Here is a 24,861-nt window from a genome sequence, read left to right on the forward strand (position 1 = left end):
GGAAGGGGGTATTTTTTCACCTCAGCAACTCATTTCCTTAACCCTGTTTTCAATCCTTATTAACGACCCGTTTTCCGTTGATTATTTCTTAAACCCTCAATTCTTGTAGGGCCGCATATCGCTTGCTATGCCGTCAGCGTTTCGCATATTATTCTGCGGTCATAATAATAATTCTCGTTTACGTTATCATTCACCTTTTTCATCAGAGATCCATCATGGCGCTTTCCAATACTGCTCAGCCAATTAACACGTCGCTGCGTAAAATCGCAGCCGTCGTAGCCACAGCGGTTGCCGGCATGTCTGCTTATGCACAAGCCGCTGAAACCCCCAAGAAAGAAGAAACCATCACCGTGACTGCCGCACCGGCTGCACAGGAAAGTGCCTGGGGTCCTGCTGCGACTATCGCTGCTCGCCATTCTGCGACTGGAACCAAAACAGACACGCCAATTCAAAAGGTTCCACAGTCTATTTCTGTGGTAACTTCCGAAGAGATGGCGTTGCATCAGCCACGTTCCGTTAAAGAAGCTCTGAGCTATACCCCGGGCGTTGCGGTAGGCACCCGTGGTGCTTCTAATACTTACGACTACCTGGTTATTCGCGGTTTCGCGGCCGATGGTCAGAGCCAGAACAACTACCTCGACGGTATGAAGATGCAGGGCAACTTCTATAACGACGCGGTGATTGATCCTTATATGCTGGAGCGCGCTGAAATCATGCGCGGTCCGGTTTCCGTTCTGTACGGAAAAAGCAGCCCTGGTGGCCTGCTGAACATGGTGAGTAAGCGTCCAACAACAGAGCCGCTGAAAGAGATCCAGTTTAAAGCTGGTACTGACAGCCTGTTCCAGACCGGCTTTGACTTCAGCGATGCCATCGACGATGACGGCGTTTACTCCTACCGCCTGACGGGGGTTGCGCGTTCTAACAACGCACAGCAGGAAAATAAAGGCGAGCAGCGTTATGCCATCGCGCCATCTTTCTCCTGGCGTCCGGATGATAAAACGACTTTCACTTTCCTTTCCTACTTCCAGAACGAGCCTGAAACAGGCTATTACGGCTGGCTGCCAAAAGAGGGAACGGTCGATCCGCTGCCAAACGGTGATCGTCTGTCGACGGACTTCAACGAAGGTGCGAAGAACAATACCTATTCCCGTAACCAGAAAATGGTTGGGTATAGCTTCGACCACGAATTTAACGACACCTATACCGTGCGTCAGAACCTGCGTTTTGCCGAGAATAAAACCTCGCAAAACAGCGTTTACGGCTACGGTGTATGTACCGATCCGGCAAATAGCGGCAGCAAACAGTGTGCTGCGTTAGCTCCTGCCGATAAAGGTCATTATCTGGCACGTAAATATGTTGTTGATAATGAAAAACTGCAAAACTTCACCGTTGATACTCAGTTGCAGAGCAAATTTGCGACCGGGCAGGTAGACCATATCCTGCTGACTGGTGTTGACTTTATGCGTATGCGCAATGATATCAACTCCTGGTTTGGCTATGACGACTCGGTACCGTTGCTGGATCTCTACAATCCGGTAAGCAGCGATTTCGATTTTGGCTCAAAAGATCCTGCAACCTCCGGTGCATATCAGATCCTCAACCGTCAGAAACAGACCGGTTTGTATGTTCAGGATCAGGCGCAGTGGGATAAAGTACTGGTTACTCTAGGCGGCCGTTACGACTGGGCCGATCAGGAGTCCTACAACCGTGTATTGAATACCACCTCCAAACGTGATGATACCCAGTTTACCTGGCGTGGCGGCGTTAACTATCTGTTCGATAACGGCGTAACCCCTTACTTCAGCTACAGCGAATCCTTTGAACCGGCTTCACAGACCGATGCTCAGGGTAAACTGTTCTCACCGTCTAAAGGCAAGCAGTACGAAGCGGGCGTGAAATACGTGCCGAACGATCGTCCGATCGTGATCACCGGTGCAGTGTATCAGCTGACCAAAACCAACAACCTGATGGCTGACCCGGCGGGCTCATTCTTCTCCGTTGAAGGCGGTGAGATCCGCGCCCGTGGCGTAGAGCTGGAAGCGAAAGCGGCGCTCTCTGCAAGCGTTAACGTTGTAGGTTCTTATACCTATACCGATGCTGAATACACCACCGACACTAACTACAAAGGCAACACACCGGCGCAGGTGCCAAAACATATGGCATCCGTGTGGGGTGATTACACGATGTTTGATGGCCCGCTGTCTGGCCTGACGCTGGGTACTGGTGTGCGTTACACCAGCTCCAGCAAAGGTGACCCGGCGAATAGCTTCACTGTTGGAAGCTATACGCTGGTTGATGCACTGGTCAGATACGATCTGGCGCGTGTAGGCATGGCCGGCTCAAACGTCGCGCTTCACGTGAACAACCTGTTCGATCGTGAGTACGTTGCAAGCTGCTTCAACACCTACGGTTGCTTCTGGGGTGCTGAACGCCAGGTTGTTGCCACGGCGACCTTCCGCTTCTAACCTCTTTATGGGCACGGTTCGCCGTGCCCTTTTTATTTAAGTTGGCTGACATGCAGGATACTAAAACGCAATCCGACTCCACCTTCACGCTCAACAATCTCTCCTTTCGCGTACCCGGGCGCACCTTGCTGCATCCGCTCTCTTTGACGTTTCCCGCAGGTAAAGTGACCGGTTTAATCGGGCACAATGGTTCCGGTAAATCGACGCTGCTGAAGATGCTGGGCCGTCATCAGCCGCCGTCCGAGGGCGACATTCTGCTGGATGACCAGCCGCTGGCGAGCTGGAGCAGTAAGGCCTTTGCCCGCAAGGTGGCCTATCTGCCGCAGCAGTTGCCGCAGGCGGAGGGGATGACGGTGCGCGAGCTGGTGGCGATTGGACGTTATCCGTGGCACGGTGCGCTCGGGCGTTTTGGCGTTGCTGACAGAGAGAAAGTGGAAGAGGCGATCGCGCTGGTTGGGTTAAAACCGCTGGCGCACCGTCTGGTGGATAGCCTGTCCGGTGGCGAGCGTCAGCGCGCATGGATCGCGATGCTGGTAGCGCAGGACAGCCGCTGCCTGCTGCTCGACGAACCCACTTCAGCGCTGGATATTGCTCATCAGGTTGACGTCCTGGCGCTGGTGCATCGCTTAAGCCAGCAGCGCGGCCTGACTGTGATTGCCGTTCTGCATGATATCAACATGGCGGCACGCTACTGCGACTATCTGGTAGCGCTGCGCGGCGGTGAAATGATCGCTCAGGGTACGCCTGCCGAACTGATGCGCAGCGAAACGCTGGAACATATCTACGGTATTCCTATGGGCATTCTGCCTCACCCGGCCGGGGCTGCACCCGTGAGCTTTGTCTACTGATGCTGGATCCAACATTAATTAGCCGCCGTCGCCTGCTGACGGCCATGGCACTCTCAACGCTGCTGTTAAAGATGGGCCCGGCCCGCGCTGCCGCAGTCGATCCGCACCGCATCGTGGCGCTGGAGTGGTTGCCCGTCGAACTGATGATGGCGCTGGGCGTGACGCCTTACGGCGTGGCCGATATTCCCAACTACACCCTGTGGGTGAATGAGCCAAAACTGCCGGACTCCGTCATCGACATCGGTCTGCGTACGGAGCCGAACCTTGAGCTTCTCACCCAGATGAAACCGTCTTATTTATTCTGGTCTGCGGGGTATGGCCCGTCGGAAGAGATCATGGCGAAGATTGCGCCCGGACGGGGCTTTTCCTTTAGCGACGGTAAAAAGCCGCTGACCATGGCAAAAAATTCCATCCACGAGATGGCGCAGTTCCTCAACCGTGAGGCTGAGGCGAAAAAACATCTCGATGAATTTGATGCGCTGATTGATTCCCTCAAGCCGCGCTTTGCCCACCGTGGCGATCGGCCTTTGCTGATGGTGACCCTGCTGGATGCCCGCCATATGCTGGTCTTTGGAAATAACTGTCTGTTCCAGGAAGTACTCGACAGCTTTGGCATTCGCAATGCCTGGGAAGGCGAGATGACATTCTGGGGCAGTACCGCCGTGGGTATTGACCGTCTGGCGGCGTTTCGTGATGTGGACGTGCTGTGCTTTGACCACGGCAATGAGCGCGAAATGCAAACCCTGATGGCGACTCCGCTCTGGCAGGCAATGCCGTTCGTCCGCGAGCAGCGCTTCCTGCGCGCGCCAGCGGTATGGTTCTACGGCGCGACGCTGTCGGCCATGCATTTTGCCCGCGTGCTGGACAATGCACTGGGAGGCAAGGCATGAGCACGCGTATGGCCCGTTTCCCGATGTTACTGTTAGCGCTCATTTTTCTGGCTGCCCTGGCATTAACCGGCTTTAACCTGACCACGGCATTACCGCGCGATCAGTGGGCAGCCGCGTTTGCCGCACCGGATATCGACAATATTCAGCAAATGCTGTTTCACTACAGCCTGCTGCCGCGTCTGGCTATCTCCCTGCTGGTCGGGGCGGGACTGGGACTGGTGGGTGTACTGTTTCAGCAGGTGCTACGTAACCCGCTGGCGGAGCCAACCACGCTGGGCGTGGCGACGGGGGCTCAGCTGGGGATCACCATCACCACGCTCTGGACCCTGCCGGGAGCGTTAACCTCGCAGTTTGCCGCGCTGGCAGGCGCATGCGTGGTCGGTGCGCTGGTCTTTGGCGTAGCCTGGGGAAAACGTCTCTCACCGGTCACGCTGATCCTCGCGGGGCTGGTCGTCAGCCTCTACTGTGGGGCGATCAACCAGCTGCTGGTGCTGTTTCACCACGACCAGCTGCAAAGCATGTTTATGTGGAGTACCGGCACGCTCACCCAGACCGACTGGAGTATCGTCCAGCGCCTGTGGCCGCAGCTGTTTGGCGGCGTGGTGCTGACGCTGCTGCTGCTGCGTCCGCTCACGCTGATGGGCCTCGATGACGGCGTGGCGCGCAATCTCGGGCTGGCGCTGTCGCTGGCCCGTCTGGCGGCCCTGACCCTGGCGATTGTGCTGAGCGCGTTACTGGTTAACGCCGTCGGCATCATCGGGTTTATCGGCCTGTTTGCGCCATTGCTGGCAAAAATGCTCGGCGCGCGCCGTCTGCTGGCGCGTCTGATGCTGGCGCCGCTGATTGGTGCGCTGATACTCTGGCTTTCCGATCAGCTCATTCTCTGGCTGGCGCGCGTCTGGATGGAAGTTTCCACGGGCTCGGTGACGGCCCTGATCGGCGCGCCGCTGCTGCTGTGGCTGCTGCCGCGCCTGCGCAGCATTAGCGCTCCGGCGATGGATGCCGGCGATAAAGTGCATGCCGAGCGTCAGTCGGTGGTGTGGTTCAGCCTTGCCGGGCTGGCAGTGCTGGTTATCGCCTCGTTTGCCGCACTCTCGCTGGGACGCGACGCCACGGGCTGGCACTGGGCAACGGGGGATTTGCTGCATGAACTCATGCAGTGGCGCTGGCCGCGGATTTTCTCCGCGCTGATTGCGGGCGTCATGCTGGCGGTGGCGGGCTGTATTATCCAGCGTCTCACCGGCAACCCGATGGCAAGCCCGGAAGTATTAGGGATCAGCTCCGGGGCCGCGTTTGGCGTAGTGTTGATGTTGTTCCTCGTACCGGGAAATGCGTTCGGCTGGCTGATGCCTGCCGGGAGTATCGGTGCGGCAGTCACGCTGATGATTATCCTGATCGCCTCCGGGCGAGGTGGTTTCTCACCTCACCGCATGCTGCTGGCCGGGATGGCGCTCAGCACCGCGTTTACTATGCTGCTGATGATGTTGCAGGCGAGCGGCGATCCGCGCATGGCGCAGATCCTGACATGGATTTCCGGTTCAACATACAACGCCACCGGCAGTCAGGTGGTGCATACCGGGATTGTGATGATCGTGCTGCTGGCGATTGTGCCGCTGTGCCGCCGCTGGATGACCATTCTGCCGCTGGGTGGGGATACCGCCCGCGCGGTCGGGGTGGCGCTGACGCCAACGCGCATTGCGCTGTTGCTGCTGGCCGCGTGCCTGACGGCGACGGCCACCATGACTATCGGCCCGCTCAGTTTTGTCGGATTAATGGCGCCGCATATCGCCCGTATGATGGGTTTCCGCAGGACTTTGCCGCATATCGTGATCTCTGCGCTGACGGGCGGGGCGATCCTGGTCTTTGCTGACTGGTGCGGAAGGATGGTGCTGTTCCCGTATCAGATCCCGGCGGGCCTCCTGTCGACCTTTATCGGCGCGCCTTACTTTATTTATCTGTTGAGAAAGCAGAGTCGGTAATAAAAGTAAACGGCAATCCTTAGATTGCCGTTTTAGTGTTTGCTCCCTCTCCCTGTGGGCTGAGGGTTGGGGTGAGGGCATCAAGCCGCACATTTTACAGCTTCGCAAATACCTTACGCGCTGCGTCGATGGTGTTATTGATATCTTCTTCGCTGTGCGCCACGGACATAAAGCCCGCTTCAAACGCTGACGGGGCAAGATACACGCCTTCTTCCAGCATCAGGTGGAAGAAGCGTTTGAAGCGTTCCACGTCGCATTTCACCACGTCCTGATAGCAGGTCACGGTTTTCGCATCGGTGAAGAAAATCCCGAACATCCCGCCCACGTGGTTCACCACCAGTGGAATACCCGCATCTTCTGCGGCTTCCAGCAAACCGTTTGCCAGTTGCGTCGTCCGGTCCGTCAAGGTTTCGTGGATACCCGGCTGCGCCACTTCGGTCAGACAGGCAAAGCCCGCCGCCATCGCAATCGGGTTACCGGAGAGCGTACCCGCCTGGTAAACCGGACCGGTTGGCGCCAGCGCGTCCATGACGTCCTTACGTCCACCGAACGCGCCGACAGGCATGCCGCCGCCAATGATTTTGCCGAGGCAGGTCAGATCCGGCTCCACGCCGTAGTATGACTGCGCCCCCGCCAGCGCGACGCGGAAGCCGGTCATCACTTCGTCGATGATCAGCAGCGCGCCGAACTCATCGCACAGGGCGCGCAGGCCCGGCAGGAAGTCAGGCTGCGGTGGGATACAGTTCATGTTGCCCGCAACTGGCTCAACGATGATGCAGGCGATCTCCTGCGGATACTGCTCGAACGCGGCGCGAACGGTGCTCAGGTCGTTATAGGTGCAGGTCAACGTGTGTTTCGCGAAATCAGCCGGCACCCCCGGAGAGTTCGGCTGGCCGAGGGTCAGCGCGCCGGAACCAGCTTTCACCAGCAGACAGTCGGCATGGCCGTGATAACAACCTTCGAACTTGATGATCTTGTCACGGCCGGTAAAACCGCGCGCCAGACGGATAGCGCTCATGGTCGCTTCGGTACCGGAGTTCACCATACGCACCATGTCCATCGTTGGCACCAGTTCGGTGACCAGCTCCGCCATTTTGACTTCCATCTCGGTTGGCGCACCGAAGCTCAGGCCGCGCTGAGCGGCTTCAATCACCGCATTGCGGATCGCCGGGTGGTTGTGGCCCAGTACCATCGGGCCCCAGGAGCCGACGTAATCGACATAGGCTTTACCATCCACATCATACAGATATGCGCCATCCGCACGTTCGATAAACAGCGGGGTGCCACCCACGCCGGTAAAGGCGCGCACGGGTGAGTTCACGCCGCCTGGGATTAGCTCGCGGGCTGCGCTGTAGAGGTTTTCAGACTTGCTCATGGCGTCGTTCCTGGTTCGTAGAAATGAGTTAAGGCAACTATTCTAAGTGATTCGGAAGAGGTTATAAAATTTTTGCCCCATAGAAGGCTTAACAATTGTTAAGTATTTTTCAGGGGACGAGGGGATTGTCTCTGGTAGAATCCCTGCGGCCTTTTGTATGACGAAACAGAACAGGTAATGAACGAGAACACGCCTTCTTTTGAACAACAACAGTTTACGCGCGCGAAGCACCGGGTCAGTATCCGGCGGCTGCTCAACCGTGACAAAACCCCGTTAGCCATTCTGGTGGCAGCCGCCGTTGTGGGCACGCTGGCCGGGCTGGTAGGCGTCGCGTTTGAGAAAGCCGTCAATGCGGTGCTCAACTGGCGCATAGGTACCGTCGCCAGCTTCGCGGATCGTGAATGGCTGGTCTGGGTGTGGGCCTTTGGCCTTTCGGCGCTGTTTGCCATGGTGGGCTATTTTCTGGTGCGTAAATTCGCACCTGAAGCAGGTGGCTCGGGGATCCCTGAAATTGAGGGGGCGCTGGAAGAGCTACGCCCGGTTCGCTGGTGGCGCGTGCTTCCTGTGAAATTTATCGGCGGGATGGGAACGCTCGGAGCGGGCATGGTGCTCGGTCGGGAAGGACCAACGGTACAGCTGGGCGGTAACGTCGGGCGCATGGTCGGCGATCTGTTCCGTATGCGCAGCGCCGAAGCGCGCCATACGCTGCTGGCAACGGGGGCGGCGGCCGGGCTGTCTGCCGCGTTTAACGCGCCGCTGGCAGGTATCCTGTTTATCATTGAAGAGATGCGCGCCCAGTTCCGCTACAACCTGATCTCCATTAAAGCGGTGTTTACCGGCGTGATTATGTCGAGCATTGTCTTTCGCGTCTTTAACGGCGAAGGGGCGGTGATTGAAGTTGGCAAGCTAACTAATGCGCCGGTCAATACTTTGTGGCTGTATCTGATTCTTGGGATGATTTTTGGCGTCGTTGGCCCGCTTTTTAACACCCTGATTTTACGGGCGCAGGATATGTTTCAGCGCATCCATGGCGGAAATACCACGAAATGGGTGCTGGTGGGGGGCCTGCTTGGTGGCGTGTGCGGGATCCTCGGTTTTATCGAACCGAATGCGGCGGGCGGCGGTTTCGGTCTGATTCCCATTGCCGCGGCGGGGAATTTCAGCGTAGGCCTGCTGCTGTTTATGTTTATTTCACGCGTCATCACCACGGTATTGTGCTTCTCCTCTGGTGCCCCGGGCGGCATTTTCGCCCCGATGCTGGCGCTGGGGACGCTGCTGGGTACGGCGTTCGGGATGGCGGCGGCGGCAGGCTTCCCGGCCTACCATCTGGATGCGGGAACGTTTGCGGTTGCGGGAATGGGGGCGCTGCTGGCGGCCTCCCTGCGTGCGCCGCTGACCGGGATCGTGCTGGTGCTGGAAATGACCGACAATTACCAGCTCATTTTGCCAATGATCATTACCTGCCTCGGCGCGACACTATTAGCCCAATTCCTGGGTGGAAAACCGCTATACTCCACCATTCTTGCCCGTACCCTGGCGAAACAGGAAGCTGAACAGGCCCTGAAGCAGAATACTTGAATGAATTACCAGGGTATTAGATAATGACAAAAAGAATTGGGTGATTTTTACCCAATAGCAGTCGCAGTATTCATGGGAGCATAAGATGAGTGATGACGTAGCGTTGCCGCTGGAATTTACCGAAGCAGCAGCGAAAAAAGTGAAAACCCTGATTGCCGACGAGGACAATCCGGATCTGAAACTGCGTGTTTATATTACCGGCGGCGGCTGTAGTGGCTTCCAGTATGGTTTTACCTTTGACGACCAGGTTAACGATGGTGATATGACTATCGAGAAACAGGGCGTCGCGCTGGTGGTTGATCCGATGAGCCTGCAATATCTGGTGGGCGGTTCAGTGGACTACACTGAAGGTCTGGAAGGTTCGCGCTTTGTGGTGACTAACCCGAATGCGACCAGCACCTGCGGGTGTGGTTCTTCATTCAGTATTTAACCTGAATGCAAATTGTAGGCCCGGTAAGCGAAGCGCCACCGGGCTTATAAACGATACCTATCTTGAATTTTCATCCAGTGCAAACGTCGGCAGCTTCAGGTGCCAGCGTATCGCCGCTAAACGGATCACCAGCGTTACCACCATCCCCAGCATCGCCGCGTTTTCCAGCGGGACAGCAAAGGTGTAATACGCCGTGGCGTGAACAATCCCCCCGATGATACAGGCCGTCGCGTAGATTTCCGTTCGCAGGATCATCGGGACTTCTCGCGCCAGAATGTCGCGAATAATCCCTCCGCCCACGCCGGTCAACACGCCCATACAGATCGCCACCAGCGGGCCAGTCCCGGCAATAAAGGCTTTATTCACGCCTATTCCCACAAAGACCGCCAGACCGACGGCATCCAGCACTGGCAATATCCATTTTGGTAGTCTGCGAGGCTGACGAACCAGCACGATGGTTAACAGGCAGGTGACCATCGCCACCACCAGATCCGTTGGATCTTTTACCCAGAATACCGGGCCGTTTGCTAGCGCCATATCGCGAATCGTTCCGCCGCCTACCGCCGTAACGACGCCGAGCACCAGTACGCCAAAAGGATCCATGCGTAGTTTTCCGGCAAGCAAAACGCCGGAGATAGCAAAAACGGCTGTGCCAAGAATATCCAGCCAATACACGAGCATCGTTAAATCCTCGAATAGGGTATTTATCTGTTTGAGTGACTCTCTGCCAGTTCGGCGCAGAGTTGTTTTGCGGCGAGGATAATACGCGGGCTGGCGCGTTCAAACCAGTCGCTGTTGAGTGCGAGGACCGGAATTTTAAGCTGCCGATGCCAGAATTGTTCTATTTTAGGAATCTGGCTCGCATTTCCGACCACCACAATGGCCTGCGGTTGCCGCGCCAGAACCTGCTCACGACTGACCTGCGGCCAGGGGACCCGGCTTTCGGCAAAGATATTTTCACCTCCACAGATCTCAAGCACCTGGTTCTGGATCGAACCTTTCCCGGTAGTGAACAGCGGCTGGCTGCCAAATTGCAGAAAAACGCGTTGTTTCGGTTGCGTGCCGTATCGGGTTTTTAGCGCAGCATAGTCGTTGAGCATCTGCTGTGCAGCGTGCTCGGCGCGTTGGGGGGTAGGGCTGAAGGGCGCGAGGTCACGGAGGGTTTGCGCCACCTGTTCGATGCTCACCGCATCTACCCATTTTACCGTTATTCCCAGCGAAGAGAGCTGGTTCACCTGTCGTTCGGCATTACCACCGCGCCAGGCAAGAACCAGATCGGGCTTCAGCGCCACGATGCGTTCCAGGTTCATTCCCTGCCAGGTGGCAACCTGTTCGATTTGGGCGGCCTGGGGTGGATAATCGGAAAAGCTGCTCACCGCAACGGGCGTAATCCCGGCGGCAAACGCCAGTTCCGTATTGGCAGGGGAGAGTGTGATCACCCGCGGCGCGGCGATGAGCCAGGCCGGGGCGAGCAGAAGCAGGGCGACCAGCGCCCTGAATGACACCTTACCCACGCGCCAGTTTCTGCACCAGGGTTTCCACCATCACGGTGGACTGTTTGGCCGCAACGGCCAGGAACTCGTCGAAGCTGATGTGGGACTGCTGGTCCGCCACGTCAGAGATCGCGCGAACGACCACGAACGGCACGCTGAAGTTATGACACACGTGCGCAATGGCCGTGGCTTCCATCTCAACGGCCACAGCCTGCGGGAAGTTATGACGGATTTTCGCCAGACCAACAGAGCCGTTGATAAAGGCATCGCCGCTGACGATCAGGCCACGCACCGCATTGAGGTTCAGCTCGTTAATGCAGCTTTCAGCGGCGGCAATCAGCTTATCATCCGCTTTAAACCCGGCCGGGCAGCCCGGAAGCTGACCATATTCGTAGCCGAATGCGGTGACATCTGCATCGTGGTAACGCGCTTCGTCGGAAACCACGATATCGCCCACTTTCAGCGTCGGCGCCAGACCGCCCGCCGAACCTGTATTAATGATAACGTCAGGCTTGCAGCGCTCAAGCAGCAGGGTCGCGCCCAGTGCCGCTGCAACTTTACCGATGCCTGATTTCAGCAGAGCCACGTCAACGCCGTTCAGCTGGCCGGTGTAGATCTCACAGCCACCAAGGGAGAGGGTCTGACGGTTCTCAATTTTGTCACGCAGCAGCGTAACTTCTTCTTCCATTGCACCAATAATGCCGATTTTCATAGATTTACTCGCGATGTGCCTTGTTAAGATGCATAGTCTATCATGCGGTTAAGGGGAAACGCATTCTCACGCGGGGGAGCACATGGCACCAATCGATTTTCGCACCAAAATTAACTGGCACCGACGTTTCCGTTCGCCACAGGGCGATAAGAGCGAACATGAGATCCTGCGCATTTTTGAAAGCGATCGCGGACGCATCATCAATTCGCCCGCCATCCGCCGGTTACAGCAAAAAACCCAGGTGTTCCCGCTGGAGCGTAACGCCGCGGTGCGTACGCGGTTAACGCACTCCATGGAAGTGCAGCAGGTGGGGCGCTACATTGCAAAAGAGATCCTCAGCCGTCTTAAAGAGCAACGTCTGCTGGAAACCTACGGGCTGGATGAACTGACCGGGCCGTTCGAAAGCATCGTTGAGATGGCCTGCCTGATGCACGATATCGGCAATCCTCCCTTTGGTCATTTCGGCGAGGCCGCCATCAATGACTGGTTTAAACAGCGGCTTTTTCCCTCTGACGCCATAAGCCAGCCGCTCAGCGATGACCGCTGTGTGGTACGCGATTTACGCCTGCGTGAGGGCGAAGATAGCCTGAACGATCTGCGCCGCAAGGTGCGTCAGGATCTGTGTCATTTCGAAGGTAACGCGCAGGGGATCCGTCTGGTGCACTCCCTGATGCGCATGAATCTGACCTGGGCGCAGGTGGGCTGTATTCTCAAATACACGCGTCCCGCGTGGTGGATGGGGGAAACGCCTGCCACCCATAGCTACCTGATGAAAAAACCGGGCTATTACCTGTCGGAAGAAGCGTACATTGAACGGTTGCGTAAAGAACTTTCGCTAACGCCGAATGGCCGTTTTCCATTGACGTGGATTATGGAAGCGGCTGATGACATTTCTTATTGCGTGGCCGATCTGGAAGACGCAGTGGAAAAAAGAATATTCAGCGTCGAGGAGCTGTATCAGCATCTTCACGATGCCTGGGGAGAGCATGAAAAAGGTTCTCTGTTTGCACAGGTCGTCGAGAATGCCTGGGATAAATCGCGTTCAAATTCGCTGAGCCGCAGTACCGAAGATCAGTTCTTTATGTATTTGCGGGTCAATACGCTGAATAAACTGGTGCCGTATGCGGCCGCCCGTTTCATTGATAATTTGCCGATGATATTTAGCGGGGAATTTAATCACGCCCTGCTGGAAGATGAGAGCAGTTTTAGTCAGCTGCTTGAATTATATAAAAACGTGGCTGTTCGCCATGTTTTCAGCCACCCGGATGTCGAACAGCTGGAGCTGCAAGGATACCGGGTTATCAGCGGTTTGCTGGAAATTTATGGCCCGCTGCTCCAGCTGATGGTCGATGAGTTTTGCGAGCTGGTCGAAAATGAACGTGTTCGCCGCCTGCCGATTGAATCTCGTCTCTATCAGAAGCTTTCAACCCGTCACCGGCTGGCATACATTGAGGCCGTCAGTAAAATAGATCGTCATTCTTCCCAATGGCCAGTCATGGAATATTATTATCGCTGTCGTCTTATCCAGGACTATATCAGCGGGATGACAGATTTGTATGCCTGGGATGAATACCGCAAGCTTATGGCCGTTGAATAAGCCATGAGTTTTGTAAAGACGACCAATAAATTTTTACTTTTTCCATAAACTTAATCCCGGAACTAAGCGGTATAAAACGAATCTGAGTTACACAGCAATTTTGCGTTATCTGGTAAATCGAGATTGAGAAACATGAAAAAAACCACATTAGCAATGAGTGCACTGGCTCTGAGTTTAGGTTTAGCGTTGTCCCCTCTGGCGACGGCGGCCGAGACAGCTTCCTCGGCAGCAACTGCGCAGCAGATGCCAAGCCTGGCCCCGATGCTCGAAAAAGTGATGCCATCGGTGGTGAGTATTAACGTTGAGGGCAGCACAACCGTCAATACGCCGCGTATGCCGCGTAATTTCCAGCAGTTCTTCGGTGACAATTCGCCATTCTGCCAGGACGGTTCGCCATTCCAGAGCTCCCCGTTCTGTCAGGGCGGCGCAGGGGATGACGGTCAGGGCGGCGGCCAGCAGCAGAAATTCATGGCACTCGGCTCGGGCGTTATTATTGATGCAGCGAAAGGCTACGTGGTGACCAATAACCACGTGGTAGATAATGCTAACACCATTAAGGTTCAGATGAGCGATGGCCGTAAATTCGATGCCAAAGTGGTCGGTAAAGACCCGCGCTCCGATATCGCACTGATTCAAATTCAGGATCCGAAGAACCTGACGGCGATTAAGCTTGCCGACTCTGACGCGCTGCGCGTGGGTGACTACACTGTCGCCATCGGTAACCCGTTTGGTCTGGGCGAAACCGTGACCTCGGGTATCGTCTCCGCGCTGGGACGTAGCGGCCTGAATGCGGAAAACTATGAAAACTTCATCCAGACGGATGCGGCCATTAACCGCGGTAACTCCGGCGGTGCGCTGGTTAACCTGAACGGTGAACTGATCGGTATCAACACCGCTATCCTGGCACCGGACGGTGGCAACATCGGTATCGGCTTTGCTATCCCGAGCAACATGGTGAAAAACCTGACTGCGCAGATGGTGCAATATGGACAGGTGAAACGTGGTGAGCTGGGTATCATGGGGACCGAGCTGAACTCCGAGCTGGCGAAAGCAATGAAAGTGGACGCTCAGCGCGGCGCATTCGTAAGCCAGGTCATGCCGAACTCTTCAGCGGCGAAAGCCGGCATTAAAGCGGGTGACGTGATCACCTCTCTGAACGGTAAACCGATCAGCAGCTTTGCCGCCCTGCGTGCGGAAGTGGGTTCTATGCCAATCGGCAGTAAAGTGACCCTCGGCCTGCTGCGTGAAGGTAAGCCAGTTAACGTGAGCCTGGAACTGCAACAGAGCAGTCAGAATCAGGTGGATTCCAGCACCATCTTCAGCGGTATTGAAGGTGCTGAGATGAGCAACAAAGGGGCAGATAAAGGCGTGGTGGTGAACAACGTGAAAGCGAACTCACCTGCTGCCCGTATCGGCCTGAAAAAAGGTGATGTGATCATGGGCGCTAACCAGCAGCCGGTGAAAAACATCGCTGAACTGCGCAAAATTCTCGACAGCAAGCCGTCCGTGCTGGCACTGAATATTCAGCGTGGTGATACCTCTATTTATCTCCTGATGCAGTAATCTTCTTAAGCCCCTGTACGCAGGGGCTTTCTCTTTTCTGTGACCTTTCCCACAACTCCATACATCTCTCTCTGCCTTTGGGCATCTGCACAATGCAGCCTTAGCTGAACTTCCCTATGCTTGAGCTCTGCTCACGGGAGGGTTATATGGCTGGCTGGCATCTTGATACCAAAATGGCGCAGGATATCGTGGCGCGCACCATGCGAATCATCGATACCAATATCAACGTAATGGACGCCCGAGGGCGCATTATCGGCAGCGGCGATCGTGAGCGTATTGGTGAATTGCACGAAGGGGCGTTGCTGGTGCTCTCTCAGGGGCGCGTGGTCGACATTGATGACGCCGTGGCGAAACATCTGCACGGGGTCCGTCAGGGGATCAACCTGCCGCTGCGTCTGGAAGGAGAGATTGTTGGCGTTATCGGTCTGACCGGCGATCCTGAATCGCTGCGTAAATACGGCGAGCTGGTCTGCATGACGGCGGAGATGATGCTGGAGCAGTCGCGTCTGATGCATCTGCTCGCCCAGGACAGCCGCCTGCGTGAAGAGCTGGTGATGAATTTGATCCAGGCGGAGGAGCACACGCCTGCCCTGGGTGAGTGGGCGCAGCGTCTGGGTATCGACCTGAATCAGCCGCGCGTGGTCGCCGTTATTGAGGTGGATAGCGGCCAGCTTGGCGTGGACAGCGCCATGGTGGAGCTACAGCAGCTGCAAAATATGCTGGCGACGCCGGAGCGTAACAACCTGGTGGCAATCGTCTCTTTGACGGAAATGGTGGTGCTCAAGCCTGCGCTTAATCAGTTTGGTCGCTGGGACGCGGAAGATCATCGTCGCCGCGTTGAGCTGCTCATCGAGCGCATGAAGGAGAACGGACAGCTCCGTTTTCGCGTCGCGCTGGGAAATTACTTTACCGGGCCGGGAAGTATCGCCCGTTCATGGCGAACGGCGCGCACCACCATGATGGTGGGTAAACAGCGCATGCCGGAGAGCCGCAGTTATTTCTATCAGGATCTGATGCTGCCGGTCCTGCTCGACAGTTTGCGCGGTGGCTGGCAGGCCAACGAGCTGGCGCGCCCGCTTGTGCGTCTGAAAGCGATGGACAACAACGGGCTGCTGCGCCGCACGTTGCAGGCGTGGTTCCGGCATAACGTGCAGCCGCTGGCAACGTCAAAAGCGCTGTTTATTCACCGTAATACGCTGGAGTATAGGTTAAACCGGATCTCGGAACTGACGGGGCTGGATTTAGGGAATTTTGACGACCGGCTACTGCTGTATGTGGCGTTGCAGCTGGATGAACAAAGATGATGCTGTTTGCCGGGTGGCGGCTTCGCTTTACCCTGACTACATGCGTTCGTAGGCCCGGGAAGCGAAGCGCCACCGGGCAATAAAACGGCTCATTTGTTACGCGTCAATTTCTCAAGATCAGCTTCAATTTCGCTGATCTTATGGGTAACAACACTTTCCAGGTGACGCAGGTCGTCAAGGATCTTACGTTTCAGATCGACTTCGCTGCGATCGCGCTGGCAGATTTGATCGAGTTCGTCGATAACGTAGCGCAGGTTAGGGCTGATTTCCTGTACTTCTTTATATCCCTGACCGATACCGTCAGCGACAACGGTCTTACGCTGGCGTGGGTATTTAAATTTCACGCTTTTGGCGAAGAACTCTCCTTTGTCCTTGTGAAAATAGATTTTCAAAATATCGTTATTGGCTTCCTGGCGGAGACTATAACGATCAATTTCATCAGGATTGGTAATGCCCAGACTTTTCAGATTATCGTACATAGCGGTACCCTTGATCTCAACATAACCTATGAATAATTAACGAAAAAATCTATTTTCGCCACCTTCGGATATAAAAAAAGCGGGGTTGCCCCCGCTTTTTGTTATACCCGATTAATCGATGGTGCGCAGCAGTTCATTGATGCCCACTTTACCGCGCGTTTTCGCATCCACTTTTTTCACGATGACCGCGCAGTACAGGCTGTATTTGCCATCTTTAGACGGCAGGTTGCCGGAAACCACAACGGAACCGGCTGGAACGCGGCCGTAGTGAATTTCACCGGTTTCGCGATCGTAAATACGGGTGCTCTGGCCAATGTACACGCCCATGGAGATCACAGAACCTTCTTCGACGATCACGCCTTCAACCACTTCGGAACGTGCGCCGATGAAGCAGTTGTCTTCGATGATGGTTGGGTTAGCCTGAAGTGGCTCCAGAACGCCACCAATGCCGACGCCGCCGGACAGGTGAACATTTTTACCGATCTGCGCGCAGGAGCCGACGGTAGCCCAGGTGTCCACCATGGTGCCTTCGTCAACGTAGGCGCCGATGTTCACGTAGGATGGCATCAGCACGGTGTTGCGTGCGATGAATGCCCCCTGACGAACGGCTGCCGGTGGTACTACGCGGAAGCCCTCTTTCTGGAAGCGCGCTTCGTCGTAATCCGCAAATTTCATTGGCACTTTATCGAAGTAGCGGCTTTCTGCTCCGTCGATAACCTGGTTATCGTTGATACGGAAAGAGAGCAGCACAGCTTTCTTCAGCCATTGATGAGTAACCCACTGACCGTCGATTTTTTCTGCCACGCGCAGCGCGCCGGAATCCAGCAGGGAAATAACCTGGTTTACCGCTTCACGGGTCACGGTATCCACATTTGCCGGAGTGATGTCGGCGCGACGCTCAAAAGCGGACTCAATAACGTTCTGTAACTGCTGCATTGTTTACTCTTTCCATTTCACTAAAAAACACGTCACCCTTTATCGTTTGGATTGAGGGCTGCTGTCAACCGTTGTTGCACTTCAAGTTGCAGGTCATTATTAAGGGCACGCCGGTCGGCCGTCGCGATTATAAATAAATCTTCTACTCGTTCGCCAATGGTTGTAATTCGGGCGCCGTGAAGCGAAATTCCCAGATCGGCAAATACCTGGCCGACGCGGGCGAGCAGCCCTGGCTGGTCGAGCGCAATCAGCTCAAGGAACGATTTACGGTCGGTATGGGTCGGCAGGAAATTGACCTCGGTATCGACGGTAAAGTGGCGCAGTTTTGCTGGCTGACGTCGCGGCTGCGGAGGTTGCCAGCTGCGCTGCGTAATCGCCTGCTCGAGGCCAAAGCGTATCCCCTCATGCCTGTCCGACGACAGCGGGCTGCCATCCGGCTCCAGTACAATAAAGGTGTCCATCGCCATGCCGTCGCGGGTGGTAAAAATCTGCGCGTCGTGAACGCTCAGGTTACGCCTGTCCAGTTCGGCGCAGACCGCCGCAAACAAATAAGGCCGGTCCGGGCTCCAGATAAAGATCTCCGTTCCGCCACGCGTGGCCTGCGGGCTGAGCAGAATCATTGGTTTCGTCAGGTCGTGCTTCAGCAGATGCCGGGCGTGCCAGGCAAGCTGGTTTGGGCTGTGGCGCACAAAGTAGTTGGCGCGACAGCGCGCCCAAATCTGATGTAGTGCCTCTTCGTTAATGTTATCCATGCGCAACAGGGCAAGCGCCTGCAACTGGTGGTGGCGCACGCGCTCGCGCATATCCGGGGTGTTCTGCATCCCGCGACGCAGCTGTTTTTCGGTGGCGAAGTACAGTTCGCGCAGCAGGCTCTGCTTCCAGCTGTTCCACAGGGTTTCGTTGGTAGCGCAGATATCGGCTACCGTCAGGCAGACCAGGTAGCGCAGGCGGTTCTCCGTTTGCACTTCCTCGGCGAACTGCTTGATCACTTCCGGGTCCTGAATATCACGACGCTGAGCGGTAACCGACATCAGCAGATGATGGCGAACCAGCCAGGCAATAAGCTGCGTCTCACGTGAGTTCAGGCCGTGCAGCTCGGCAAATTTCAGCACGTCCTGGGCACCGAGTACGGAGTGGTCGCCGCCGCGACCTTTGGCGATATCATGGAACAGGGCGGCGATCAGGATCAGTTCCGGGTGAGAGAGGCGCGGCCACAAATCAACGCACAGCGGATGGCGGGATCGCGTCTCTTCTCTGGCAAAACTTTCCAGCTTGAGCATGACGCGGATCGTGTGCTCATCCACCGTATAGGCGTGAAACAGGTCGAACTGCATCTGCCCGACAATATGCGACCACTGTGGCATATAGGCCCACAATACGCTGTGTCGGTGCATCGGCAGCAGACCGCGGCTGACGGCGCCCGGATGACGAAGCATGCTCAGGAATAGCGAGCGCGCCTCCGGGATGTAACACAGCGGCTGCTTCAGATGACGCCGCGCATGGCGTAAATGGCGAAGGGTAGTGGAGTAGATCCCGGTGATCGTGCTGTTGCGCACCATGGTATAGAACATTCGCAGGATCGCTTCCGGCTCGCGGATGAACAGCGTTTCGTCGCGAAGATCGATCAGCGTGCCGCGCAGCTGAAATTCGTCATCAATCGGACGCGGTTTTTCGTCTGCCGGCAGCGCGAGGATCGCCTCATCGAACAGCTGTAACAGCATCTGGTTCAGCTCAGAGACGCGGCGAGTGACGCGGAAGAAATCCTTCATCATTTGCTCGACCGGCTCGTTGCCCTCGCCCTGGTAATTCAGGCGCTGCGCCACGCTAAGCTGCCGGTCAAACAGCAGGCGGTTATCGTAGCGGGTGACCTCCAGGTGCAGCGCAAAACGGATGCGCCAGAGCAGATGCAGGCACTCGTTGAGTTCGTTACGTTCGGCTTCGGTCAGAAAACCAAAACCGACCATTTCGTCCAGCGAGGTGGCCCCAAAATGGCGACGGGCGACCCATTGCAGCGTGTGGATATCGCGCAGGCCACCGGGGCTGCTTTTAATATCCGGTTCGAGATTATAGCTGGTGCCGTGATAGCGCTGGTGGCGCTGGTTTTGTTCTTCGACTTTCGCGGCGAAGAATTTTTCTGAAGGCCAGAAGCCGTCGCTAAAGATGTGCTTTTGCAGTTCGAGGAACAGCGCCACGTCGCCAATCAGCAGGCGGGTTTCAATTAAATTGGTAGCGACGGTCAGGTCAGATAACCCTTCCAGCAGACACTCTTCCAGCGTGCGCACGCTGTGACCCACTTCCAGCTTCACGTCCCAGAGCAGGGTCAACAGCTCACCGATTTTCTGCGCCCGATCGTCCGGCAGTTTTTTACGGCTTAAGATTAGCAGGTCGATATCAGAGAGCGGATGCAGTTCACCCCGGCCATATCCGCCGACAGCAACCAGCGCGACGTCGCTCACCTGCCCGAAACCGTAGTCGATCCACAGACGTTGCAGGAGCTGGTCGATAAATTCGGTGCGCGCTTCAATGAGCTGTTCGGCTGAGACGCCTGCATCAAATGCGCTACCCAGCCAGCGATGGAAAACCGCCATATGGGATTTGATATGTGCGCAGGTCAGCTCATGCGGTGGCCAGACGCCCGGGTTATCAGGCTGGTCGGGGAGGGTGGGAAGTGCTGTGTTAGCATACTGTTCGGGTAAGAGATTACTCATCGTGCGCCACCCATAAGAAAAAGCTATCGCCATTAAAAAAGCCGGCATTCGCCGGCTTCTTATCACTCAATGTTCGTCAGTATCGCCGGGATGGTGTCATCCTTGCGCAACGTCATAATTTCGCAGCCGTTGTCTGTAACCACAATAGTATGCTCGTACTGGGCAGACAAGCTTCTGTCTTTGGTTTTTACCGTCCAGCCATCTTTCATGGTACGGATGCGGTAATCGCCCGCGTTGACCATTGGCTCAATAGTGAAGGTCATGCCCTTTTGCAGCACTACGCCACCGTCGTCTGCATCATAGTGCAGAACTTGCGGTTCTTCATGGAACACACGACCAATACCGTGACCGCAATATTCACGCACCACGGAGAAACCTTCCGCTTCCACAAACTTCTGGATTGCGGCGCCGATGGTGCGCAGGCGGATGCCTGGCTTCACCATTTTCAGCGCCAGGTAGAGGCTGTCCTGGGTGACTTTACACAGGCGCTCGCCCAGAATCGTTGGCTTGCCAACGATGAACATCTTAGAGGTGTCACCGTGGTAGTCGTCTTTAATGACGGTCACGTCGATGTTGACGATGTCGCCATCTTTCAGCAGCTTCTCGTCATCCGGAATGCCGTGGCAAACCACTTCATTAATAGAGATGCAGACGGATTTTGGAAAACCGTGATAGCCAAGGCAGGCGGAGACCGCGTGCTGCTCGTTGACGATATAGTCGTTACAGATGCGATCCAGTTCGCCAGTGCTGACGCCCGGTTTCACAAACGGTTCGATCATTTCCAGCACGTCAGCGGCCAGACGACCGGCGACGCGCATCTTTTCAATTTCTTCAGGTGTCTTAATAGAGATAGCCATGTAATCTGTCCATCGGTGTCGATTTTTTCGACAATACTAGTGTAAGTGTTGTCAATGGTATCAGTCAGGCGCACCCCGTGCCAAATTGAGAATCATTAACAGCACACTCCGCCAACAATTATTGGTTTCTGGCCGTGTTTTGTGATATAAAGCGCGCCGGACTTCCGATCCATCTCAGATACACAGGCTGGACGGGAGCGACAAATCTCACTTTGTGTAACAACACACACGTATCGGCACATATTCCGGGGTGCCCTTCGGGGTCGGTAATATGGGATACGTGGAGGCATAACCCCAACTTTCAATATAGAGGTTTTAAACATGGCAACTGTTTCCATGCGCGACATGCTCAAGGCTGGTGTTCACTTCGGTCACCAGACCCGTTACTGGAACCCGAAAATGAAGCCTTTCATCTTCGGCGCACGTAACAAAGTTCACATCATCAACCTTGAGAAGACTGTACCAATGTTCAACGAAGCCCTGGCTGAGCTGAGCAAGATCTCTTCCCGTAAAGGTAAGATTCTGTTCGTTGGTACTAAGCGCGCTGCAAGCGAAGCTGTGAAAGATGCTGCTAACAGCTGCGACCAGTTCTTCGTGAACCATCGCTGGTTGGGCGGCATGCTGACCAACTGGAAAACTGTTCGTCAGTCCATCAAGCGCCTGAAAGATCTGGAAACCCAGTCTCAGGACGGTACTTTCGATAAGCTGACTAAAAAAGAAGCGCTGATGCGCACTCGTGAACTGGACAAGCTGGAAAACAGCCTGGGCGGTATCAAAGATATGGGCGGCCTGCCAGACGCGCTGTTCGTAATCGATGCAGACCACGAGCACATCGCAATCAAAGAAGCTAACAACCTGGGTATCCCGGTATTCGCTATCGTTGATACCAACTCCGATCCGGACGGTGTTGACTTCGTTATCCCGGGTAACGACGACGCAATCCGTGCTGTTAGCCTGTACCTGAGCGCTGTAGCTGCTACCGTTCGTGAAGGCCGTTCCCAGGATCTGGCTTCTCAGGCGGAAGAAAGCTTCGTAGAAGCTGAATAATAAGGTTTTACCCCTTATTAGTACCGTGTATGAATAGGGGCCCATTATCGGCCCCTTTTTTCAATTTATACTGTTTGGCTCCCGGCCGGGCAGTTCACATCTCCCGAGGATTTAAGAATGGCTGAAATTACCGCATCCCTGGTAAAAGAGCTGCGTGAGCGTACTGGCGCAGGCATGATGGATTGCAAAAAAGCGCTGACCGAAGCGAACGGCGACATCGAGCTGGCAATCGAAAACATGCGTAAATCCGGTGCGATCAAAGCAGCTAAGAAAGCAGGCAACGTTGCTGCTGACGGCGTGATCATCACCAAAATCGACGGCAACTACGGCATCATTCTGGAAGTTAACTGCCAGACTGACTTCGTTGCTAAAGATGCTGGTTTCCAGGCATTTGCTAACAAAGTTCTGGACGCAGCGGTTGCAGGCAAAATCACTGACGTTGAAGTGCTGAAAGCACAGTTCGAAGAAGAGCGTGTTGCGCTGGTTGCTAAAATCGGTGAGAACATCAACATCCGTCGCGTTTCTTCCCTGGAAGGCGATGTTCTGGGCTCTTACCAGCACGGCGCGCGTATCGGTGTTCTGGTTGCGGCTAAAGGCGCTGACGAAGAGCTGGTTAAACAGCTGGCAATGCACATCGCTGCAAGCAAACCAGAATTCGTTAAGCCAGAAGACGTGTCTGCTGAAGTGGTAGAGAAAGAGTACCAGGTTCAGCTGGACATCGCGATGCAGTCTGGTAAGCCAAAAGAAATCGCAGAGAAAATGGTTGAAGGCCGCATGAAGAAATTCACCGGCGAAGTTTCTCTGACTGGCCAGCCTTTCGTAATGGATCCAAGCAAGTCTGTTGCTCAGCTGCTGAAAGAGCACAACGCTGACGTGACTGGCTTCATCCGCTTCGAAGTGGGTGAAGGCATCGAGAAAGTTGAGACTGACTTCGCAGCAGAAGTTGCTGCCATGTCCAAGCAGTCTTAATGATTGAAAAGGAGCCGCCTGAGGGCGGCTTCTTTTTGTCACCCGTCTCACGAAATCAGACAGGCTCCAGTATCGCTGTGCTGATTTGCGACATATCATGTCGCCAGAATTAACCCCATCTTAATCGTTGACAGTCTCAGGAAAGAAACATGGCTACCAATGCAAAACCCGTGTACAAACGCATTCTGCTTAAGCTGAGTGGCGAAGCGCTGCAAGGATCGGAAGGCTTCGGTATTGACGCAAGCATCCTTGATCGCATGGCACAGGAAATCAAAGAACTGGTCGAACTGGGTATTCAGGTTGGCGTGGTCATTGGCGGTGGCAACCTTTTCCGTGGTGCTGGTCTGGCGAAAGCGGGGATGAACCGCGTAGTGGGCGACCACATGGGGATGCTGGCAACCGTGATGAATGGCCTGGCGATGCGTGATGCGCTTCATCGCGCCTATGTGAACGCTCGCCTGATGTCCGCTATTCCTTTGAATGGCGTATGCGATAACTACAGCTGGGCAGAGGCTATCAGCCTGCTGCGCAACAACCGCGTGGTGATCCTCTCCGCCGGTACGGGTAACCCGTTCTTTACCACCGATTCCGCAGCCTGCCTGCGCGGTATCGAAATCGAAGCCGATGTGGTGCTGAAAGCGACCAAAGTAGATGGCGTGTTTACTGCCGACCCGGCAAAAGATCCTTCCGCGACCATGTACGATCAGCTGAGCTACAGCGAAGTGCTGGATAAAGAGCTGAAAGTGATGGATCTTGCCGCCTTCACGCTGGCTCGCGACCATAAACTGCCGATCCGTGTTTTCAACATGAACAAGCCTGGCGCGCTGCGTCGCGTCGTGATGGGCGAAAAAGAAGGCACTTTGATCACGGAATAATTTCCGTCGGCGATAAATACAGGTAAGATTCCGCTTTACTTTGTAGTGGTATCTTACCTGGACGCGCCTTTGGCGCTGTCATGAATTAAACGCGACTATACTTAGCACACCTGTAGCGCTGTGCTGGCGGATAGTCTGCCTGAGACAAGTTTTCAAGGATTCGTATCGTGATTAACGACATCAGAAAAGATGCTGAAGTACGCATGGACAAATGCGTAGAAGCGTTCAAAAACCAAATCAGCAAAATCCGTACTGGCCGTGCTTCCCCAAGCCTGCTGGATGGCATCATCGTAGAATACTACGGTACGCCTACGCCACTGCGTCAACTGGCGAGCGTGACGGTAGAAGATACCCGTACCCTGAAAATCAACGTGTTCGATCGCTCAATGAGCCCGGCCGTTGAAAAAGCGATCATGGCTTCTGACCTGGGCCTGAACCCAAGCTCAGCGGGCGCGGATATTCGTGTTCCACTGCCTCCGCTGACGGAAGAGCGTCGTAAAGACCTGATCAAAGTCGTTCGCGGTGAAGCAGAGCAGGGTCGCGTTTCCGTGCGTAACGTGCGTCGCGATGCGAACGATAAAGTGAAAGCCCTGCTGAAAGAAAAAGAGATCAGCGAAGACGACGATCGTCGTTCTCAGGACGATATTCAGAAAATGACCGACGCGGCGATCAAGAAAATTGATGCGGCGCTGGCAGAAAAAGAAGCGGAACTGATGCAGTTCTGATTTTCGCTATACACTGATAAACGCCGTTCAG

At 55.3% G+C, this 24,861-nt stretch carries 21 protein-coding genes; 13 read left to right on the forward strand and 8 right to left on the reverse strand.

Going from position 1 to position 24,861, the window contains the following annotated elements; genetic code table 11:
• Positions 1 to 215: 215 nt before the first annotated feature.
• Genes fhuA through fhuB form a run of 4 tightly spaced genes read left to right on the forward strand, consistent with a single transcriptional unit; the run spans position 216 to position 6,182 of the window.
• The gene (gene fhuA, locus L350_RS08565) at positions 216 to 2,465 is read left to right on the forward strand and encodes a ferrichrome porin FhuA (protein WP_022647092.1); all 2,250 of its coding nucleotides are present in this window, start codon (positions 216 to 218) and stop codon (positions 2,463 to 2,465) included.
• Between the two features lie 50 nt (positions 2,466 to 2,515).
• Complete coding sequence (gene fhuC, locus L350_RS08560; RefSeq protein WP_022647093.1) at positions 2,516 to 3,313, forward strand: Fe3+-hydroxamate ABC transporter ATP-binding protein FhuC; 798 nt, start codon at positions 2,516 to 2,518, stop codon at positions 3,311 to 3,313.
• On the forward strand, positions 3,313 to 4,203 hold the full coding sequence (gene fhuD / locus L350_RS08555) for a Fe(3+)-hydroxamate ABC transporter substrate-binding protein FhuD (RefSeq protein ID WP_032625556.1): 891 nt from the start codon (positions 3,313 to 3,315) through the stop codon (positions 4,201 to 4,203). Before fhuC ends, fhuD begins: the two co-directional genes overlap by 1 nt.
• Entirely contained in the window at positions 4,200 to 6,182 is a 1,983-nt protein-coding gene (fhuB, locus tag L350_RS08550; RefSeq protein WP_032625558.1) for a Fe(3+)-hydroxamate ABC transporter permease FhuB, read from the forward strand. The genes fhuD and fhuB overlap by 4 nt, the downstream gene beginning before the upstream one ends.
• A 94-nt stretch (positions 6,183 to 6,276) precedes the next feature.
• Here fhuB and hemL read toward each other — a convergent pair whose 3' ends face one another.
• Positions 6,277 to 7,557, reverse strand: a complete 1,281-nt coding sequence (gene hemL, locus L350_RS08545) for a glutamate-1-semialdehyde 2,1-aminomutase (protein WP_022647096.1) — start codon at positions 7,555 to 7,557, stop codon at positions 6,277 to 6,279.
• A 177-nt stretch (positions 7,558 to 7,734) separates the two neighbouring features.
• Between hemL and clcA the strand changes: the two genes are divergently transcribed.
• Together clcA and erpA are read left to right on the forward strand one after the other, a co-directional pair.
• Positions 7,735 to 9,135 carry a H(+)/Cl(-) exchange transporter ClcA gene (gene clcA / locus L350_RS08540; protein ID WP_022647097.1) on the forward strand — a complete coding sequence of 467 codons (1,401 nt, stop codon included), beginning with the start codon at positions 7,735 to 7,737 and terminating at the stop codon, positions 9,133 to 9,135.
• Positions 9,136 to 9,220: 85 nt separating this feature from the next.
• Positions 9,221 to 9,565, forward strand: coding sequence for an iron-sulfur cluster insertion protein ErpA (erpA, locus tag L350_RS08535; RefSeq protein WP_003856230.1), 345 nt, complete (start codon positions 9,221 to 9,223; stop codon positions 9,563 to 9,565).
• Positions 9,566 to 9,622: 57 nt separating this feature from the next.
• Here the strand turns inward: erpA and L350_RS08530 are convergent, their stop codons facing one another.
• From L350_RS08530 to mtnN, 3 genes are read right to left on the reverse strand one after another with little or no spacing between them, the layout of a single operon-like run.
• Complete coding sequence (locus L350_RS08530; RefSeq protein ID WP_003856227.1) at positions 9,623 to 10,246, reverse strand: TRIC cation channel family protein; 624 nt, start codon at positions 10,244 to 10,246, stop codon at positions 9,623 to 9,625.
• Between the two features lie 23 nt (positions 10,247 to 10,269).
• Positions 10,270 to 11,079, reverse strand: coding sequence for a vitamin B12 ABC transporter substrate-binding protein BtuF (gene btuF / locus L350_RS08525; RefSeq protein WP_032625562.1), 810 nt, complete (start codon positions 11,077 to 11,079; stop codon positions 10,270 to 10,272).
• Positions 11,072 to 11,770, reverse strand: coding sequence for a 5'-methylthioadenosine/S-adenosylhomocysteine nucleosidase (gene mtnN, locus L350_RS08520; RefSeq protein WP_003856223.1), 699 nt, complete (start codon positions 11,768 to 11,770; stop codon positions 11,072 to 11,074). The genes btuF and mtnN overlap by 8 nt, the downstream gene beginning before the upstream one ends.
• 82 nt (positions 11,771 to 11,852) lie before the next feature.
• Between mtnN and dgt the strand changes: the two genes are divergently transcribed.
• The 3 genes from dgt (at position 11,853) to L350_RS08505 (ending at position 16,234) form a co-directional block, all read left to right on the forward strand.
• Positions 11,853 to 13,367, forward strand: a complete 1,515-nt coding sequence (gene dgt / locus L350_RS08515) for a dGTPase (RefSeq protein ID WP_032625565.1) — start codon at positions 11,853 to 11,855, stop codon at positions 13,365 to 13,367.
• Between the two features lie 132 nt (positions 13,368 to 13,499).
• Positions 13,500 to 14,930: a serine endoprotease DegP gene (degP, locus tag L350_RS08510; protein ID WP_023299364.1), complete on the forward strand. Its 1,431-nt coding sequence runs from the start codon at positions 13,500 to 13,502 to the stop codon at positions 14,928 to 14,930.
• Positions 14,931 to 15,076: 146 nt separating this feature from the next.
• Complete coding sequence (locus L350_RS08505; protein WP_032625567.1) at positions 15,077 to 16,234, forward strand: CdaR family transcriptional regulator; 1,158 nt, start codon at positions 15,077 to 15,079, stop codon at positions 16,232 to 16,234.
• 89 nt (positions 16,235 to 16,323) lie between these two features.
• Here the strand turns inward: L350_RS08505 and L350_RS08500 are convergent, their stop codons facing one another.
• From L350_RS08500 to map, 4 genes are all read right to left on the reverse strand, one after another.
• Positions 16,324 to 16,713: a DUF3461 family protein gene (locus tag L350_RS08500; protein WP_022647102.1), complete on the reverse strand. Its 390-nt coding sequence runs from the start codon at positions 16,711 to 16,713 to the stop codon at positions 16,324 to 16,326.
• Between the two features lie 111 nt (positions 16,714 to 16,824).
• Entirely contained in the window at positions 16,825 to 17,649 is an 825-nt protein-coding gene (dapD, locus tag L350_RS08495; RefSeq protein ID WP_003856214.1) for a 2,3,4,5-tetrahydropyridine-2,6-dicarboxylate N-succinyltransferase, read from the reverse strand.
• A gap of 32 nt (positions 17,650 to 17,681) precedes the next feature.
• Positions 17,682 to 20,357, reverse strand: a complete 2,676-nt coding sequence (gene glnD, locus L350_RS08490) for a bifunctional uridylyltransferase/uridylyl-removing protein GlnD (protein WP_032625600.1) — start codon at positions 20,355 to 20,357, stop codon at positions 17,682 to 17,684.
• A 62-nt stretch (positions 20,358 to 20,419) separates the two neighbouring features.
• The gene (gene map, locus L350_RS08485) at positions 20,420 to 21,214 is read right to left on the reverse strand and encodes a type I methionyl aminopeptidase (protein WP_022647104.1); all 795 of its coding nucleotides are present in this window, start codon (positions 21,212 to 21,214) and stop codon (positions 20,420 to 20,422) included.
• Positions 21,215 to 21,535: 321 nt separating this feature from the next.
• Between map and rpsB the strand changes: the two genes are divergently transcribed.
• The 4 genes from rpsB to frr all read left to right on the forward strand — a co-directional run bounded on the left by rpsB (position 21,536) and on the right by frr (position 24,830).
• On the forward strand, positions 21,536 to 22,261 hold the full coding sequence (gene rpsB / locus L350_RS08480; protein ID WP_022647105.1) for a 30S ribosomal protein S2: 726 nt from the start codon (positions 21,536 to 21,538) through the stop codon (positions 22,259 to 22,261).
• A gap of 117 nt (positions 22,262 to 22,378) precedes the next feature.
• Positions 22,379 to 23,230 carry a translation elongation factor Ts gene (tsf, locus tag L350_RS08475; RefSeq protein WP_015572722.1) on the forward strand — a complete coding sequence of 284 codons (852 nt, stop codon included), beginning with the start codon at positions 22,379 to 22,381 and terminating at the stop codon, positions 23,228 to 23,230.
• Positions 23,231 to 23,379: 149 nt separating this feature from the next.
• Positions 23,380 to 24,105 carry a UMP kinase gene (gene pyrH / locus L350_RS08470; protein WP_008501910.1) on the forward strand — a complete coding sequence of 242 codons (726 nt, stop codon included), beginning with the start codon at positions 23,380 to 23,382 and terminating at the stop codon, positions 24,103 to 24,105.
• 167 nt (positions 24,106 to 24,272) lie between these two features.
• Positions 24,273 to 24,830 (forward strand): ribosome recycling factor, encoded by a 558-nt coding sequence (gene frr, locus L350_RS08465; protein WP_003856180.1) that lies wholly within the window; start codon positions 24,273 to 24,275, stop codon positions 24,828 to 24,830.
• The last annotated feature ends 31 nt before the right edge of the window (positions 24,831 to 24,861 follow it).

Origin of the sequence: Enterobacter sp. MGH 4 (assembly GCF_000534735.1) — a bacterium.
Taxonomy (GTDB): domain Bacteria; phylum Pseudomonadota; class Gammaproteobacteria; order Enterobacterales; family Enterobacteriaceae; genus Enterobacter; species Enterobacter intestinihominis.

Excerpts from the sequence above, each read along its gene's own strand:
- fhuA (WP_022647092.1), top strand. The coding sequence starts at position 216 with ATGGCGCTTTCCAATACTGCTCAGCCAATTAACACGTCGCTGCGTAAA.
- fhuC (WP_022647093.1), top strand. The coding sequence starts at position 2,516 with ATGCAGGATACTAAAACGCAATCCGACTCCACCTTCACGCTCAACAAT.
- fhuD (WP_032625556.1), top strand. The coding sequence starts at position 3,313 with ATGCTGGATCCAACATTAATTAGCCGCCGTCGCCTGCTGACGGCCATG.
- fhuB (WP_032625558.1), top strand. The coding sequence starts at position 4,200 with ATGAGCACGCGTATGGCCCGTTTCCCGATGTTACTGTTAGCGCTCATT.
- hemL (WP_022647096.1), bottom strand. The coding sequence starts at position 7,557 with ATGAGCAAGTCTGAAAACCTCTACAGCGCAGCCCGCGAGCTAATCCCA.
- clcA (WP_022647097.1), top strand. The coding sequence starts at position 7,735 with ATGAACGAGAACACGCCTTCTTTTGAACAACAACAGTTTACGCGCGCG.
- erpA (WP_003856230.1), top strand. The coding sequence starts at position 9,221 with ATGAGTGATGACGTAGCGTTGCCGCTGGAATTTACCGAAGCAGCAGCG.
- L350_RS08530 (WP_003856227.1), bottom strand. The coding sequence starts at position 10,246 with ATGCTCGTGTATTGGCTGGATATTCTTGGCACAGCCGTTTTTGCTATC.
- mtnN (WP_003856223.1), bottom strand. The coding sequence starts at position 11,770 with ATGAAAATCGGCATTATTGGTGCAATGGAAGAAGAAGTTACGCTGCTG.
- dgt (WP_032625565.1), top strand. The coding sequence starts at position 11,853 with ATGGCACCAATCGATTTTCGCACCAAAATTAACTGGCACCGACGTTTC.
- degP (WP_023299364.1), top strand. The coding sequence starts at position 13,500 with ATGAAAAAAACCACATTAGCAATGAGTGCACTGGCTCTGAGTTTAGGT.
- L350_RS08505 (WP_032625567.1), top strand. The coding sequence starts at position 15,077 with ATGGCTGGCTGGCATCTTGATACCAAAATGGCGCAGGATATCGTGGCG.
- L350_RS08500 (WP_022647102.1), bottom strand. The coding sequence starts at position 16,713 with ATGTACGATAATCTGAAAAGTCTGGGCATTACCAATCCTGATGAAATT.
- dapD (WP_003856214.1), bottom strand. The coding sequence starts at position 17,649 with ATGCAGCAGTTACAGAACGTTATTGAGTCCGCTTTTGAGCGTCGCGCC.
- glnD (WP_032625600.1), bottom strand. The coding sequence starts at position 20,357 with ATGAGTAATCTCTTACCCGAACAGTATGCTAACACAGCACTTCCCACC.
- map (WP_022647104.1), bottom strand. The coding sequence starts at position 21,214 with ATGGCTATCTCTATTAAGACACCTGAAGAAATTGAAAAGATGCGCGTC.
- rpsB (WP_022647105.1), top strand. The coding sequence starts at position 21,536 with ATGGCAACTGTTTCCATGCGCGACATGCTCAAGGCTGGTGTTCACTTC.
- tsf (WP_015572722.1), top strand. The coding sequence starts at position 22,379 with ATGGCTGAAATTACCGCATCCCTGGTAAAAGAGCTGCGTGAGCGTACT.
- pyrH (WP_008501910.1), top strand. The coding sequence starts at position 23,380 with ATGGCTACCAATGCAAAACCCGTGTACAAACGCATTCTGCTTAAGCTG.